This window comes from Streptomyces sp. NPDC054842, assembly GCF_053611025.1.
Genome location: NZ_JBSGZN010000063.1, coordinates 26053 through 41607, shown reverse-complemented (window position 1 = coordinate 41607; position 15555 = coordinate 26053). Strand labels below are relative to the sequence as shown.

Below are 15555 nucleotides of genomic sequence, written 5' to 3'. Positions count from 1 at the left end.
CAGCGGGAGCACCGTCGGCCGGTGCTCCCGCCGCCGCGGGAGGGGTTCAGGCGGCCGGCACCTTGTCCAGGAAGCCGTAGACGGCCTTGATGCGGCCCGCCTCGTCGGCGACCAGGACGTCGAAACCGATCGCGATCGGCTCGGCGCCGGGCTCGGTGACCAGGCCCCACTGGAACCGGGCCTGGTTGTGGTGGGCGTCGACCGTGCCGTGCAGTTCGAAGGTCAGGCCCTTGAACTGCTCGCGGGCGCCCGCCACCACCGCGCCGAAGCCCTCGTGGCCCTCGACGGCGGCGAGCGGGTCGATGTACGGGGCGTCGGCGGTGAACAGCTCGGCGATGGCCGCCGCGCGCTTGTCGGCGTCCGCCTCGTTCCAGATGGCCAGGTAGCGGTCGACGGTGGTGGTCAGGTCGCTCATGCGTGTTCTCCTCGTGTGCGTTGGTGCGGCTGACCCGACGTGCCGTCGCCAGGCGCGCGGTACGACGGGGGTTCTGGATGTCTCAGGGGGTCTCGGGGCGGTCCGGGGCCGGCGCCCAGACGGGGAGGGCGCCGGGCAGGACCTCGAAGGTGGCCGTGGAGCCGATGCCGTGCTGGTACTCGCCGTCGTGCTCCAGCGGCAGCCGGCGGCCGTCGGTGCGCTCCACGGTGATGGTCCGGCCGCGCGCGTACCGCGTGGCGGGGTGGCCGATGTGGGCGGCGGTCAGGGTCAGCCGCGGCACGTCGGCCGCGGCGATCCCGTCGCCGATGACGCAGACGTCGAGCAGGCCGTCGTCGAGCAGCGAGTCGGGCAGGACGTTGAACCGGCCGCCGCGGTAGGAGCCGCCGCCGACGTTCGCGAGGACGGTCGGGCCCTCGTGCACGACCCGCCCGTCGACGGTGACCCGGCCCGGGTACGGCGCGTAGCCCGCGGCGGTGTCGGCGAAGGCGCGCGCGTACCGCTCGCGGCCGGTCAGCGGCAGGTCGCGGGCGGTGATCAGCGCGTCGGCGATCACACCGGAGCAGGCGCCCAGGTAGACGTACTGACGGGTTTCGGCGAGACGGGCCAGGTCCAGGCGGCGCGGGCGGGCGCTGCCGCCGATGCCGGAGTCGGTGAGGATCGCCTTGAGGGACTCCGTCCAGGGGCGGTCGCCCCACAGCATCTTGTAGCCGGAGTTGCCGGTGCCGCCGGGCACCACCGCGAGCGTGGCGTGCCCGGAGGCGGGCACCAGGCCCTGGACGGCCTCCCGGACGGTGCCGTCGCCGCCGATGACGACGACCAGGTCGGGGGCGCCGGTGTGCCGTTCGAGGGCCTTGCGCACCGCGACGGTGGCGTCACCCGGGCCGGTGGTCGGGTGCACCTCGGTGCGCTCCAGGTACGAGTCGCACAACTGGCGCACCTGTTCCACCAGTTCCGGGCTGTGGCTGCCGGAGGCGGGGTTGGCCAGGACCAGTGCCCGGGTCGGGACCGGGGCTGCTGTATCTGCCATGCGGGCGTACTCCTTCGTGGGACGGCGCCGGCGGGTCCGGGGCCGGGGCCGCGCCTGCGGCTCCGGACCCACGACATCGACTCTGCCGCCGACCGCTGTCACAGCGCTGACGTGCGGCTGACGCCGACGAGGCGCACGGGCACGGGGAGGCAGGGCAGACAGGGCAGGCAGGGGGACACGCCGGGCATGGGGAGGCGGGGCCCGGGGCATGCCGGGCGCGCCGTGGAGGCCCGCGGTGCGCCGGGCCGGGCGCCACGGGCACCCTCGGCGGGCTCCGGGCTCCGGGCTCTCGCGCCGCGCCCGGAGCCGCGCCCCGGCGCCCCGGCCCGTGGGCGGGTGGGACCCGCGCGCGAGGTGGCTCGGGGGTGGGAGCGGGAGCGCGGGGCGCGGTCCGGGCGGGAATGCCCGGCCGCCGCCCGGCCGGGGCCGGGCGGCGGCAACGCGGGAAGCCCCCGCCCTCGCGGTCACTGCTTGGCGAAGGCCAGCAGGTCCGCGTTCAGACGGTCGGCGTGGGTGGCGAACAGGCCGTGGGCCGCGCCCGCGTAGGTCAGCAGGGTGCTGCCGGGAACGAGCTCCGCGGTGCGGGGACCGCACAGCGGATACGGCGCCCCGAGGTCGGCGGTGCCGTGGACGACCAGGGTGGGCACCCGGACGGCCGCCGTCTCCGCTCGCTGGTCGGTGGTGAACAACGTGCGGTAGATCTCCGTGGCGGCCCTCGGCGAGGTGTCCAGGGCCAGGTCCGTCAGCCACTCGGCCAGTCGGGGCGAGAGCGGCGTGCTCGCCGGATCCGCCTCGGGGCCGGCGAAGAACGGCCAGGTCAGTGATCTCAGCCAGGCGGCCCGGTCGGTCCGGATGGCCTTCTCGATCTCCTGGAACAGCGCCATCTCCAGGCCGTCCGGGTTGTCCGGGGCGCGCAGCAGGAACGGCGTGGTGGAGGCGACCAGCGCCAGCTTCCCCACCCGCCCGGCGCCGTACCGGGACAGGTAGCGCACGGCCTCACCGCCGCCCGCCGCGTAGCCGACCAGCAGGACGTCCCGCAGGTCGAGGTGGTCGAGCAGGTCGGCGAGGTCCGAGGCGAGGGTGTCGTAGTCGTAGCCGCTCCAGGGGACGTCCGAGCGCCCGGTGCCGCGCCGGTCGTAGGTGACGCAGCGCAGCCCCTGACCGGCCAGGAACGGCGCCTGGAACTCCCACATCCGCGAGTCCGCCATGGCGGCGCTGAGCAGCACCACGGGACGTCCTTCGCCCCAGTCGGTGCAGTGGAGCCGGGTCCCGTCCCGGGTGGTGACGTACGGCATGACGCCTTCCTTCCTTGGGTGGTGGGGACCTCAACGGCGTGCGGTGCGGCCCGGCGCCGCCAGCACCAGGGCGGAGGCCACGAGCCCCAGGGCGATGAGCGGGACGAGCGTGACGGCGAACGCGTGCGGGTAGGCGCCCGCCGAGCCGCCGCCGTCGGCCAGGGTGGGGAAGAAGACCGCACCGGCGATCGCCACTCCGACGGCCGCGCCGCCCTCCTGGGCGGTGTTCAGCAGTCCGGAGGCGGAGGCCGCGTGCTCGGGCACCGCCGCGCCCAGCACCAGGTTGGTCAGCGGGCCGGTCGTCAGGCCCATGCCGAGCCCGGCGACGAGGAGGGCGGGCAGCAGCCACAGCACGTGTCCCGTCGTGTCGAGGCGGTCGGCGGTCAGGGCGACCGCCGCGTAGCCGATCGCGAGGGTCAGCGGGCCGACGGCCACCCTGCGGGCGGTGACCGAGGCGGCCTTGCGCGACGACAGCACCGAGGCGCCGAAGTAGCCCGCGCCCAGGGCCAGGAAGACGGACCCGGACTCCAGGGGCGACAGGCCCCGGCCCAGCTGCAGGTAGAGGGCCAGCACGAAGAAGAAGGAGCCCATCGCGAGGAAGTAGACCACCGTCGCGGCCAGCCCCACCGAGAACACCCGGCCCTTGAACAGGGCGGGTTCGATCAGGGGGCCCCGGTCGGCCGCCGCCCGCCGGCGCAGGTGCCAGACGGTCACCGCCAGCAGGACGGCCGCACCGGCCAGCGCCTCCCACACCCACAGCGGCCAGTCGCTCTCCTGGCCCTTCAGCAGCGCGAAGACGATGATGCCCAGGGACGCCGTGACCAGCAGGGCGCCCACGAGGTCCAGCCGGGTGCCGCCCTCACCGCGCGACTCGGGGATCGTGCGGCCGACGAAGGCCAGGGAGACCAGGCACAGCGGGACGTTGATCAGGAAGATGGTCCGCCAGCTCAGTCCCGCGATGTCGACCGTGATCAGGGCACCGCCGATGAACTGGCCGAAGACGCCGGCCATTCCGATGACCAGGCCGTAGGCGTTGAAGGCGCGGTCGCGGGCGGCGCCGGTGTACACCGTGCCGATGATGCCGAGCACCTGCGGCACCATCAGCGCGGCGGCGGCGCCCTGGGCGATGCGGGCGACGATCAGGACGGTCGCCGTGGGTGCCAGGCTGCACGCGGCCGAGGCCAGCATGAACAGCACCATGCCGAGCGTGAACATCCGCCGGCGGCCGAAGAGGTCGCCGAGCCTGCCGCCGGTGATCAGGCCCGCGGTGAAGGCGACGCCGTAGCCCACGACGAACATCTGGGCCTGGGCGGCGCTCGCGCCCAGGTCGGACTTGATGGCGGGGACGGCCACGTTGGCGATGAAGAAGTCCAGCACCGTGATGAACGTGCCCACGAGCACCACCAGGAGGGCACCGGCCGAGGGGGCGGCGGCCGGTGCGCCGTCGGGGGGCGTCGGCGCACGCCCCTCGGCGACGACTTCCGTGCTTGTCTCAGAAGTCATGACGACTCCGTTTCTCGATCATTTCGGGTGGTTGGCCGGTGGTGCCGGTACCGTGGCCGGTCACCAGGTCACGGGTAGGTGTGTCACCCCGTGGAAGACGGTGCCGCGGCGGAAGACCGTGCGCGGGTCGGCCGCCAGCCGCAGGTTCGGGAAGCGCCGCAGCAGGGAGCGCAGCGACAGCTCCATCTCCAGCCGCGCCAGCGGGGCCCCCTGGCAGTAGTGCGGTCCGAAGCCCCACTGGAGGTGGCCGCTGGTGTCGCGGTGCGGGTCGATCCGGTGCGGGCAGGTGAAGACCGACTCGTCGTGGTTGCCGGCGGGCACGGAGATGACGACGGCGTCGCCCTTGGAGACGGCCACACCGCCGAGTTCGAGGTCCTCCACCGCCAGCCGGACCATCGCGTCCTGGGAGATCGACCAGTAGCGCATCGACTCCTCGATGAAGTTCGGTATGAGCGCGCCGTCGTCGGCGGTCACCCGCGCCCGCAGGTCGTCGTCGCGCAGCAGCGCCAGGATGTTCAGGGCGATCTGGTTGGTGGTGGTCTCGTGTCCGGCCACCAGGACCAGCCGGGCGATGCCGACCAGCTCGTCCAGGGTGATGTCGCCCTTCGCGTGGTGGTTGACGGCGAGGCGGCTGATCAGGTCGTCACCAGGGCTCTCCAGCTTGCGCAGCGCCAGTTTGGCCAGGTAGTCGGACATCTCCTCGAAGGCGGCCAGGGAGACCGCCGGGTCCTCCTGGGAGATGGTGACGCGGGTCTTCTCGACGAAGAACGCGGAGTCCTCCTCCGGGACGCCCAGCAGGCGTGCGATGACGAGGGTCGGCAGCGCGCGGGAGAACACCGCGTGGAGGTCGGCCGGCCTGGGCAGTGCCTCCAGGTCGTCCAGCAGCTCGTCCACCAGCCGCTGGACCGGTTCGCGCAGCCGCTTCACCCGGCGCGCGGTGAACTCGGTCTGGATCATGCGGCGGAGCCGGGCGTGTTCGGGGTCGTCCAGGCGCAGGAAGGAACTCGGGTTCCCGCCGGGCGGGACCTGGATGCGCACCGGTGCGCCGGGCAGCCGTTCGTCGGCGCTGAGGCGGGGATCGCCCAGCGCCTGCCGTACGTCGGCGTACCGGGTCACCAGCCAGGCCAGGCGGGACTCGGCGGCTCCCGCCGGGAGGCGCACCACGCAGGGGGGCGCCTTGCGCAGTTCCGTCAGGATGGGCGGCGGGTCTCCGTCCTCGGTGCGGGCGAAGGGCCAGTCCAGGACATCGGTGTGGTCCGCGAGCGACACGTCGGCCTCCAGGGGTGAGGGGGCGGGCGGGTGGATGACGGGCACCGGCTCTCCTCCGTGGTCGGACTCGGACGCGCTGACGCCGACGGGGCGGTGGGGGCATGGATGGTGTGCCGTCCAACGCCGCGGACGGTCGTGCGCCACTGTCGCGCAGTCCGCTGACACGGCGCTGACACGAGGTCGGACCGGGCTGTGGGACCCCCGGGGAACTCGTGTGGGGCCGGTGCTGGGGGTGTGGTGCGGACCGGGAAGGCGCCGGAGCGGGGCGCCTTCCCGGTGCTGCGGCCGGGAAGGCGGCCGGTCGGCCTCCGGTCGCGGCGCTGGTGCCGCGGCAGGCGACGTTCGCCGGTGAAGGAGCGTCGCGAGAGGGCGAACGATGCCTGCCGCGGCGCTAGCGCGTGGGGTGGGCGGCGATCCGCTGCAGGCGGTGCGCGAAGTGGGCGGTGACGGCCTGGGCGTGCGTGTCGATGTAGAAGTGGCCGCCGGAGTACTCGTTGTGGCCGAGGTAGGTGGGGGTGCGTCCGGTCCAGTGGGTCATGGCGTCCGGCGCCTCCTGCAGGGGGTCGGAGCGCCCGCCGTAGGAGGCGAGCGGGCAGGCGACCCCGGCGCCGTCGTCGACGTACTGGGCGGCGACCCTGAGGTCGGCGCGGAGCGCGGGGACCACGAGGGCGAGCATCTCGGGGTTGTCGTAGATCTCGGCCGGGAAGGAGCCCAGCTTCTTGATCCACTCGACGAGTTCGGACTCGGGCATCCGGCTCTGCTCCTCGGTGGGCTGGAAGAAGCCCACGGGCGACCAGCCGGACATGCCGACCATGACGGGCGCCGGGCCGCCCTCCTCCTCCATGCGGATGGCCAGCCGGAACGCGAGCTGGGCGCCGAGGCAGTGCCCGAAGAACGCGAACGGCCGGTCGTCCAGGTCGTCGAGCACGGCCTCGTGCAGGGCTTCGAGCAGCGGCCAGAACTCCTCGTACGTCGGCTCCTCCCGGCGGTTGTGTCGGCCCGGCAGGGTCACCGCCTGCGCGGCGATGTCGGGCGGCAGCAGGCTCTCCCAGTCCCGGTAGATGATGGCGCCGCTGCCCGCGTGCGGGAGCAGGAACAACCGGATCGAGGCGTCGGGCGAGGGCTCCACCGGGTGGAACCACTGGCCCGCACGGGACATCTGGCTGCCGGCGGCGACGGTGGCGCCGGTGTCCGTTGCGCTGGTGGTACTGGTCACGACTGTGTACTCCCCACGGTGGTGGACGGGCCGAGGGCGCGTACCGCGGGCAGCAGCACCTCGGCGATCTCCTTCAACTGCGGTTCCGGGTCGAGCGATCCGATCCTCAGGACCAGGTGGCGGGCGCCGGCCCGGACGTAGCCGCCGAGCCATTCGGCGCACTTCTCGGCGCTGCCCCAGGCGTAGGCCTGGATGGTGCGCATCTGGTCGAGGGAACGGCCGTAGTAGTGGCTGATGTAGTGCTCCAGTTCGGCCTCGGCCGCCCGCTCGTCCCGGTTCACCGTGATCGTCGCGTAGAGGGCGGGGGTGACGGCGCCGGCGGGGCGGCCGGCCTCCTCGGCGAGCTCGGCGATCCGGCGGGCGGCCCGGCCGTAGGCGTCCGAGTCGGGCAGGAACGGCAGCCAGCCGTCGTAGCGGGTGGCGGCGCGGGCGAGCACCTTGGGGGTGTCGCTGCCCGCCAGCCACAGCGGCGGGCCGCCGGCGGTGGCCGGGGAGGGCAGCCGGTCGAGGCGGTCGGCCTGCCAGTACCTGCCCTGGAAGTCGGCCGGTTCGCCCTCCTGTCCGGCGCGCCAGGCCGTGCGCCACAGGGCGGTGATCTCGTCGAGGCGTCCGACGCGGCCCTGGAAAGCGGCGCCGACTGAGGCGAACTCCTCCTCCGTCTCGGGCATGGGGAAGCCGGAGCCGAGCCCGAGGACCAGCCGGCCCGCGGCGACGTGGCTGAGGCTCGCGACCATGTTGGCGCCGATCAGCGGGTGGCGCAGGGCCGGGGTCAGGGCGGCGGTGCCGACGGTGATCCGCTCGGTGGCGGCGGCAGCGGCGGCCAGGACGACGAGCGGGTCCAGGCGGGGGCGGGCGGTGAGCGAGTCGCCCGCCCAGAGGGAGTCGAATCCCAGTGCCTCGGCCTGCCGGGCGAAGTCCAGCAGCGGAGCCGCCGCGTAGGTGCCGTTGATGGCCTGTTCCCGGGTGGGCAGCAGTACGCCGACGTGCAGGGGCCCGTTCATGGGCGACGACCTTTCTGTCCGTGGTGGCTGACGCGGTGTCATACGGCCGTGCCGGCCAGCGGGTCCCGGGCCGGTACCGTCAGCCGCTCCCGCACCGCGCGGCGCAGGATCTTGCCGGAGGGGTTGCGGGGCAGGGAGTCGGTGAAGTGGTAGGCGGTGGGGATCTTGTAGTCGGCTAGCCGGCCGCGCAGGGAGAGCAGCAGTTCGCGCGGGTGCGCCTCGGCGCCGGGGCGCAGGACGACGACGGCGTGCACGCTCTCGCCCCAGTGCTCGTCGGGCAGGCCGACGACGGCGGCGTCGGCCACGGCCGGGTGCGCGACGAGCGCCTTCTCGACCTCGGCCGGGTAGATGTTCTGCCCGGCGACGATGATCGTGTCGTTGATGCGGTCGCACAGGTGGAGGTAGCCGTCCTCGTCGAGGTAGCCGGCGTCCCCCATGTGCAGCCACTCCCCCACCAGGGTGCGCGCGGTGGCCTCGGGCAGGTTCCAGTAGCCGAGCATCCGGGACGGCGCGCGCACGCAGATCTGGCCGATCTCGCCGGGCGGGAGGGGGTCGCCGTCGGGGCCGATCACCTTGACCTCGTTGCCGGGGCACGGCCTGCCGACCGAATCCAGCACCGGGCTGCCCGGGTGGTGCGCTTCGGGCGGCAGGCACACCGCCACACTGCCGGTCTCGGTGCTGGCGTAGATCTGCGCGAACTCGCAGCCGTAGGTCTCCAGGCACTGCTTGAGCAGAGTCTCGGACATGGGCGCCGCGCCGTAGGCGATCTTGCGCAGGGAGGTGAACGCCTCCGGTCCCGCGCCGCGTTCGGCGGCCATCATCTGGAGCATGGCGGGGGCCGCGAAGGTGGTGGTGACCTTGTGGGTGCGGATCAGCCGGACCGCTTCCTGCGGGTCGAACTGCGGCATGATCACGTTGGTGCCGCCGGCGTTGAAGGTGTGCAGGAACCAGCCGATGCCCGCGACGCCGAAACCCGGCAGCGAGATGAGACCGACGTCGTCGGGCAGCCAGTCGATCCAGGAGACGCCGTGCTCGCGCATCGCGTGCGGCAGGGTGAAGAAGCTGCGGTGGGCGAGGACGGCGCCCTTGGGGAGTCCGGTGGTGCCGCTGGTGTAGATCTGCACCACGGCGTCGTCGGGGCCGGTGCCCGGCACCGGCTCGGAGTCGGGCTGGTCGGCGGCCCAGGCGGGCAGGCCCGCGCCGCGGGCGGGTTCGCCGTCGGCGTCGGTGCCGTCGACGCGGATCACCCGCCGCAGACCGGGAAGTTGGCTGCGCACGGCGGCGACGGTGTCCCAGAACTCGTCGTCGACGAAGATCAGGGCGGCGCCGGAGTCGCGCAGGATGTGGTCCACCTCGGTCGGGGTGAGCCGCCAGTTGACCGGCACCAGGACCGTGCCCGCCTTGGCGCAGGCGAGCATCACCACGTAGTAGTTCTCCGACTCGCGCCCCAGGTAGGCGACCCGGTCGCCGCGCCGCGCGCCGCCGGCGCGCAGGGCGTGCGCGGCACGGCTGCTGTCGCGGTGCAGCTTGTCGTAGGTGGTGACGCGGCCCTCGCAGATGATGGCCGGGTGGTCCGGCCGGCTGCCGGCGTGGGCCCGTGAGGAGTGGGTGAGCGTCCAGCGCTCCCTCGGTATGCCGCTCGGTGTGTCAGTCATGATCCGTCCTTGGGTGCGTCAGGCGGCCGGCACCGGCTCGAGCTGCCCGCAGAGGAACTGGGCCAGCTGCCGCACGGTCGGGTGGTCGTGGGTGAGCGAGGCCGGCAGGGGCAGCCGGAACGCCTGCTCCAGGGCGGCCTTGACCTGCTGGGCCATCAGCGAGTCCAGGCCCAGGGAGACGAACTCGGTGTTCGGGTTCAGTTCGTCGCCCTCCTCCAGGTGCAGGACGGCGGCGACCTTCTCGCGGACGACCCCGGTCACGGCGGCGGTCCGCTCGGCCGGCGGGAGGGCGGCGAGCGCGGTGAGGTCGAGGCCGGTGTCGTCGTCGGAGGCGTCGCGGGCGAGCCGGTCGTAGAACAGGTCGCCGGTGACGCTGCCCGCGACGTAGCGGTCCCAGTCGAACTCGCCGACCACCCGCTGGGTGCGCGGGCGCCCCCAGAGCCTGGCCAGGGTGTCCAGGGCGCGGGTCGGGGAGAAGAAGCGCACGCCGCTGCGTTCGATCTCCTGGCTGAGGTGCTCCTCCAGGCGGGCCGACATGCCGACCCGTGCCCAGGCGCCCCAGTTCACCGACAGGCCGGGCACGCCCCGCCGGCCGCGCCACTCGGCGAGGGCGTCGAGGGCGGCGCTGGCCGCGGCGTAGTGGCCCTGGGTGGCGCCGCCGAGGACCGAGGCGATCGAGGAGTAGGTGACGAAGAAGTCCAGCTCCGGGAAGGAGGACTGGGCGGCCTCGTGCAGCAGCCAGCCGCCGTACGCCTTGGCCTCCAGCTGGGCGTCGATGGCCTCCCAGGTCAGCTCGGCGATGAGCTTCTTGTCGTAGGCGCCCGCGGCGTGCACGATCCCGCCCACCGGGTGCGGGCCGGCCGCGAGGTGCCGCACCAGCTGCCGCACGTCCTCGGCGCGGCCGATGTCGGCCCGGACCAGGTCGAGTTCGGCGTGCTCGGCGAGGTCGGCGAGGAGGGGGGCGGCCTCCTCGGTGGGCCGTCCGCTGCGGCTGACCAGCGTCAGGTGGCGGGCGCCGAGGGCGATCAGCTTCCGGGCGGTGACCAGGCCGAGGCCGCCCAGACCGCCGGTGACGAGGTAGGTGCGGTCCGGGCGCAGGGCGGCCGGGACCTCCTCGGCGGGGGCGGCGGACTCCGCCTCGGGGGCGTCCGGGAGGGTCACCCAGGACTGTCCCGACGGGTCCGACAGGGCTGTCCGCAGCGCCTCACCGGTCTCGTCGAGGCGGAAGTGCCTGGCGTCGTCGTCCTCTTCGGCGGGCGGGGCGTGCACCACGGCCGCCGCGGGGACGGTGAGCGTGGAGCGGAACGTGCCGTCGTGGCGTACGAGGACGTCGTCGCCCGGTGCGAACCCGGTGCCCTCGGCCGCGGCCAGGACCGTGCCGGTGGCCGCGGTGCCGAGCAGCGGCGGGGGCTCCTCCTCCGCGCCGAGCAGTTCCTCGCGCTCCGCGCGGCCGGTGTCCAGGGCGGTGCGGGCGTCGTCGGCGGTCAGGCCGACCGACCGGACGCGGATCTGGACCTCGTCGGCTCCCGGGGGCACGTCCGTGGCGGCGACCAGCGCGAGGTCGGACAGGTCGCCCGAGTCGGGGGCGCGCAGTTCGAAGCCGCCGGACCAGGTGAGCGGGGCGTCGCCGGAGAGGAGCCGGCGGACGTAGCGGCGGCCCGGTCGGTGGGCGACCTGGTACTCGCCGGGCGGTTCGGCGTGCCACTCCTCCAGCAGCGGGGTCAGGCCGCTGCCGGGGGCGACGTCGACCAGGGTGGCCCGGTACTGGGGGTACTCGGTGAGCAGCACCCGGCCGAAGCCCCAGAGCGTGGCGGCGGCGAGGTGTCCGCCGTCGCCGGCCGGGTCGCCGGGCAGCCACTGGGCTCCCTCGGTGACCAGCCACAGGCGGGGCGGCCGGGGGGTGCCCGTGGCGTCCAGCGCGGTGATCAGGGCGAGCAGTTCGCGGTAGTTCTCCTCGCATTCGGCGCGCAGCCGGTCGGCGGACATGGCCTGCGGGAGCCGCCGCCAGACGCGGCAGACGTCGGTGACGGTGGGGTCCTCCAGGGCCGCCTTGAGTTCGGTGAGGCCGGCGCCCCGGGTGACCTTCAGGCCGGGCCGTCCGGCGAGGTCGGCGGCGCGGGCGGGTGACGGATCGAGCAGTACGACGTGCCGGGCGGGGGCGGTGGTCCGCGGTGCGGGCAGGGCGCGGCGGACCCACTCGGGGCGGTGCAGGAACCGGCGGCGGCCGGTGCTGCCCCCGGGGCGGGCCAGCCGGACGCCGAGCAGTTCGGCGACCGGGTCGCCGTTCTCCAGGAGCAGCACGTCGGCGGTGCGGCGGTCCTGGTCGCCGTGCACCCGGGCGAGGACGCGCAGTTCCTCGCCGCGGGGCTTGCGGAAGTGGCGGACCGAGGCGACGCCGCGGGGCACGAACACCGGGCCCTCGGGGTCGAGGACGACGCACGCCTGGACGGCGGCCTCCACGAGCTCCGCCGGCACGTGTTCGACGGCGGAGGCGTTCCGGCCGGTCAGCTCCCCGGTGACGAGGCCGTCGGCGTGCCGGGCGATGCGCAGCAGCAGCCGCATCCGGGGGCCGTGCGGGCGGCCGACGGAGGCGAGGTCGGTGTAGATGTCCTCGTCGTCGATCTGGGTTCCGGCGGGGGCGAGACCCGCGTCCAGTTCGGCCAGTTCGGAGACGGGGACCACCGGTTCGGGGTCGGCGGCGATCACCGCGGTGGCGTGCACGTCCTCCTCCCCGCCGACGACCGTGAACACCGCCACCTCGGCGCCACCGTCCGGCAGCGGCTTCCAGCGGGTGGTCAGGGCGGTCCTGGTGTCGGCGGGGACGTCGAGCGGCGCGAGCAGCCGGAGGTCGCGCAGGGCGGACCGGGCGTGGCCCTGGACCGCGTCCTGGACCGCGAACAGCAGGTCGACGTAGGCGCCGGCGGGCAGGGTGGTGCGTCCGCCGTCGGCGAGGTCGGCGAGCGGGCCGAGGTCCTCGGCGGTGAACTCCGCGGTGAACTCCCGTACCCCCGAGGCGAAGCGCTCCTCGGTGCCGAGCAGCGGGTGGCGGGCGGTGCCGCCCGCGGCGGCGCGGCGGGGTCCGGCGGCGGGCAGCCAGTAGCGCTTGCGCTGGAAGGCGTAGGTGGGCAGGTCCGCCTTGGCCGGCACGGCGTGCCCGGCGTGGTAGCCGGGCCAGGAGACGGTGAGTCCGGCGGCGTAGTACTCGGCGAGTGCGGTCAGGGTGGTGGTGGCCGTTTGGTCCCGGCGGCGCAGGCTCGCCAGCCACAGGTGGTCCTCGGCGGCGACGCCGCGCCGGGCGAGCGCGGTCAGCGCGGCCTGCGGTCCGATCTCGATCATGGCGTGGCGGCCGCGCCGGGCCACCGCGCGGATGCCGTCCAGGAAGCGCACGGGTTCGCCGATGTGCCGCACCCAGTAGTCGGGGGTGGCGATGTCGCGGAACCGGGCGAGCCGTCCGGTCACGTTGGAGATCAGGCTGATGGCCGGTTCGTGGAACTCGATGCCGTCGAGAGCGGCGCGGAAGTCGTCGTAGACCTCGGCCATCTGCGGGGAGTGGAAGGCGTGCGAGACCGCGAGCCGGTCGACGCGCACGCCGCGCTCCTTGAGGATGCCGCAGACCTCGTCCAGGGCGGGCAGGGCGCCGGAGACGACGCACTGGTCGGGGGCGTTGACCGCGGCCAGGGCGAGGCCGGGGCGGCTCTCCAGGAGCGGCTCGACGTCCTCGGCGGGGGCGGCGACCGCGGCCATGCCGCCCTCGGCGCGCACCGCCTGCATCAGCCGGGCCCGCGCGGCGACCAGCCGCACGGCGTCGGGGAGGCTGAACAGGCCGGCGACCGCGGCGGCGACGACCTCGCCGATGCTGTGTCCGATGAGCACGTTGGGGCGCACGCCCCAGGCCATCCACTGCCGGGCGAGGGCGTATTCGAGGGTGAACAGGGCGGGCTGGGTGTACTCGGTGCGGTCGATCGCCCCGGGTTCCTCGGCGGTGCCGAGCAGCAGGTCGCGCACGGAGCGGTCCAGGTGGTCCGCGAACAGCCGGTCGCATTCGTCGACGTGGGAGCGGAACTCCGGGAGGGCCGCGTAGAGGGCGGCGCCCATGCCGGCGTACTGGGAGCCCTGGCCGGTGAACATGAAGGCCGTCTTGCGGATGCCGCTGGGGCCCTCGTGGTCCTGGCCGGCCGCCCGGTCCAGGAGCCGGGCCAGGGCGGCGCGGTCGGCGACCGGGGCGGCGACGCGGTAGGGGTGGTGGGTGCGGGCCACGTTGGCGGTGTGGCAGAGGGCGTCGAGGGGGAGGTCGGGCCGCTCGTCGAGCAGCCGGCGGTGGTTCGCGGCCTGCTCGCGCAGGGCGGCGGAGCTCTTGGCGGAGAGGGTGAACAGCGGGGCGGCGGGCGTGCCGGCGGACTGCGGCGCGGGGCTCGCCTCCGGTGCCTGCTCCAGGACCACCGCGCCGATGGTTCCGGCGAAGCCGAAGCTGTTCACGACCGCGCGGCGCACCTCGGCCCGCCATGGCTCGCAGGCGGTCGGCACGCGCAGCGGGTAGAGGTCCCAGGGGATGCGCCCGGACGGGGTGGTGAGGTTCAGGTGCGGGTAGATGGTGCCGGAGCGCAGCTGCAGCACCGTCTTGATGACGCCGACGATGCCGGAGGCCGGCTCCATGTGGCCCAGGTTGGTCTTCACCGACGCGGCGAGCACGGGGTTGTCGGCGGTGTGCGACTCGGCGAACACGTCCCCGATGGCGCCGAACTCGATCGGGTCGCCGAGCGGGGTGCCGGTGCCGTGCGCCTCCACGTACTGGATGTCCTCGGGGGCGAGGCGGGCCGTGGCCAGCGCGGCGCGGATCACCTTCTCCTGCGCGGGGCCGTTGGGCACGGTCAGTCCGGCGCTGTCGCCGTCCTGGCCGACGGCGGTGCCGCGCACCAGGGCGAGCACCCGGTCGCCGTCACGCTCGGCGTCGGAGAGCAGCTTGAGGACCAGGACGCCGCAGCCCTCGGCGCGCGCGTAGCCGTCGGCCGACTCGTCGAAGGTCTTGCACTGCCCGTCCGGGGCGAGCATCTGCGCGTTGGAGAACATCACCGGGATGCGCGGGTGGTGCAGGGCGTTGACGCCGCCGCACAGCGCGATGTCGGTCTCGCCGGAACGCAGGGCCTGCACCGCCAGGTGCAGTGCGACCAGGGAGGACGAGCAGGCGGTGTCGACGCTCATGCTGGGCCCGCGCCACCCCAGGAAGTACGACAGCCGGCCGGACAGCGGGAACATCGTGATGCCGGAGGCCAGGTGGCCGTCCATCTCCTCGTACGGCAGGGACTCCAGCTCCAGCGCGTAGTCGATGGAACTGGCGCCGACGTAGACGCCGCCGTTACCGCGGCGCAGCGGGGCCGGGTCGATGTTGGCGTGCTCCAGGGCCTGCCAGGCGGTCTCCAGCAGCAGGCGCTGCTGGGGGTCCATGTACCGGGCCTCCTTCGGGGAGATGTTGAAGAAGGCGGCGTCGAAGAGGTCCACGCGGTCGAGGAAGCCCCCCGCGGTGGTGTGGATCTTCCCCTTGTCCTCGGGGGTCTCGGGGGTGAACGCGGCCACATCCCACCGGTCCTGCGGGATCGGGCCGATCCCGCTGCGCCCCTCCCGCAGGAAGGCGTCGAACTCGTCGGGCGAGGTGCTGCCGCCGGGGAATCGCAGACCGATTCCGACGATCGCGACCGGCTCGGGCGGCTGCTGGGATTCCGCACGCGGCATGGAGGGGCTCCTTAGCTTTCCTGAGAGGAAATGTCCTGGACGGCCTGGGTCAAGTGATCCACGAGATGGGCGACCGTCGGCTCGTTGAAGAGCACGCTGACATTGATGGAGAGATCGAGGAGCCGCTCCAGGCTCTGCCGTATCTCGGTCAGCCGCAGTGAGGTGAGTCCGAGATCGAAATAGCTGATGTCGAGCGGGAGGTCCTCGGATTCGTCCATGAGGAGAACCGCCTTGAATTTCTTCAGGACGATCGACTCGATTTCTTCGGCGAGTTCGGCGCGCGGCAGATCACGCAGGCGCTGAACAGTGCTGTCGACGGGTGGCATGTGGTCATGCAAGCAACGAAGGCTGACGCCCCACTGACGGACGGCCGGGCCGGCTTGGCTGAATCAGCTCCCTGTCAGCGCCGGGTCAGATTCCACTGCC

Annotated in this window: 10 protein-coding genes; all 10 read right to left on the bottom strand. The window is 73.9% G+C overall.

What is annotated here, in order from left to right:
• Positions 1–46 precede the first annotated feature (46 nt).
• Positions 47–415, bottom strand: coding sequence for a nuclear transport factor 2 family protein (locus ACWGIS_RS32970; protein ID WP_030234889.1), 369 nt, complete (start codon positions 413–415; stop codon positions 47–49).
• 82 nt (positions 416–497) lie between these two features.
• Entirely contained in the window at positions 498–1463 is a 966-nt protein-coding gene (locus ACWGIS_RS32965; RefSeq protein ID WP_453366170.1) for a diacylglycerol/lipid kinase family protein, read from the bottom strand.
• Positions 1464–1927: 464 nt separating this feature from the next.
• Entirely contained in the window at positions 1928–2758 is an 831-nt protein-coding gene (locus ACWGIS_RS32960; RefSeq protein WP_453366169.1) for an alpha/beta fold hydrolase, read from the bottom strand.
• A gap of 30 nt (positions 2759–2788) precedes the next feature.
• Complete coding sequence (locus ACWGIS_RS32955; protein WP_453366168.1) at positions 2789–4261, bottom strand: MFS transporter; 1473 nt, start codon at positions 4259–4261, stop codon at positions 2789–2791.
• Positions 4262–4321: 60 nt separating this feature from the next.
• Entirely contained in the window at positions 4322–5575 is a 1254-nt protein-coding gene (locus tag ACWGIS_RS32950; RefSeq protein ID WP_453366167.1) for a cytochrome P450, read from the bottom strand.
• A gap of 346 nt (positions 5576–5921) precedes the next feature.
• Positions 5922–6689 carry a thioesterase II family protein gene (locus ACWGIS_RS32945; RefSeq protein ID WP_453366172.1) on the bottom strand — a complete coding sequence of 256 codons (768 nt, stop codon included), beginning with the start codon at positions 6687–6689 and terminating at the stop codon, positions 5922–5924.
• 53 nt (positions 6690–6742) lie between these two features.
• On the bottom strand, positions 6743–7747 hold the full coding sequence (locus ACWGIS_RS32940) for an LLM class flavin-dependent oxidoreductase (RefSeq protein WP_453366166.1): 1005 nt from the start codon (positions 7745–7747) through the stop codon (positions 6743–6745).
• Positions 7748–7785: 38 nt separating this feature from the next.
• A complete protein-coding gene (locus ACWGIS_RS32935; RefSeq protein WP_453366165.1) occupies positions 7786–9402 on the bottom strand; it encodes a fatty acid--CoA ligase in 1617 nt (538 codons plus the stop codon).
• A gap of 18 nt (positions 9403–9420) precedes the next feature.
• A complete protein-coding gene (locus ACWGIS_RS32930; RefSeq protein ID WP_453366164.1) occupies positions 9421–15129 on the bottom strand; it encodes a type I polyketide synthase in 5709 nt (1902 codons plus the stop codon).
• Between the two features lie 11 nt (positions 15130–15140).
• Complete coding sequence (locus ACWGIS_RS32925; protein ID WP_453366163.1) at positions 15141–15455, bottom strand: acyl carrier protein; 315 nt, start codon at positions 15453–15455, stop codon at positions 15141–15143.
• Between the last annotated feature and the right edge of the window lie 100 nt (positions 15456–15555).

Coding starts and splice junctions, on each gene's coding strand:
- ACWGIS_RS32955 (WP_453366168.1), bottom strand. CDS start 4,261: ATGACTTCTGAGACAAGCACGGAAGTCGTCGCCGAGGGGCGTGCGCCG.
- ACWGIS_RS32945 (WP_453366172.1), bottom strand. CDS start 6,689: ATGTCCCGTGCGGGCCAGTGGTTCCACCCGGTGGAGCCCTCGCCCGAC.
- ACWGIS_RS32965 (WP_453366170.1), bottom strand. CDS start 1,463: ATGGCAGATACAGCAGCCCCGGTCCCGACCCGGGCACTGGTCCTGGCC.
- ACWGIS_RS32930 (WP_453366164.1), bottom strand. CDS start 15,129: ATGCCGCGTGCGGAATCCCAGCAGCCGCCCGAGCCGGTCGCGATCGTC.
- ACWGIS_RS32925 (WP_453366163.1), bottom strand. CDS start 15,455: ATGCCACCCGTCGACAGCACTGTTCAGCGCCTGCGTGATCTGCCGCGC.
- ACWGIS_RS32970 (WP_030234889.1), bottom strand. CDS start 415: ATGAGCGACCTGACCACCACCGTCGACCGCTACCTGGCCATCTGGAAC.
- ACWGIS_RS32960 (WP_453366169.1), bottom strand. CDS start 2,758: ATGCCGTACGTCACCACCCGGGACGGGACCCGGCTCCACTGCACCGAC.
- ACWGIS_RS32935 (WP_453366165.1), bottom strand. CDS start 9,402: ATGACTGACACACCGAGCGGCATACCGAGGGAGCGCTGGACGCTCACC.
- ACWGIS_RS32940 (WP_453366166.1), bottom strand. CDS start 7,747: ATGAACGGGCCCCTGCACGTCGGCGTACTGCTGCCCACCCGGGAACAG.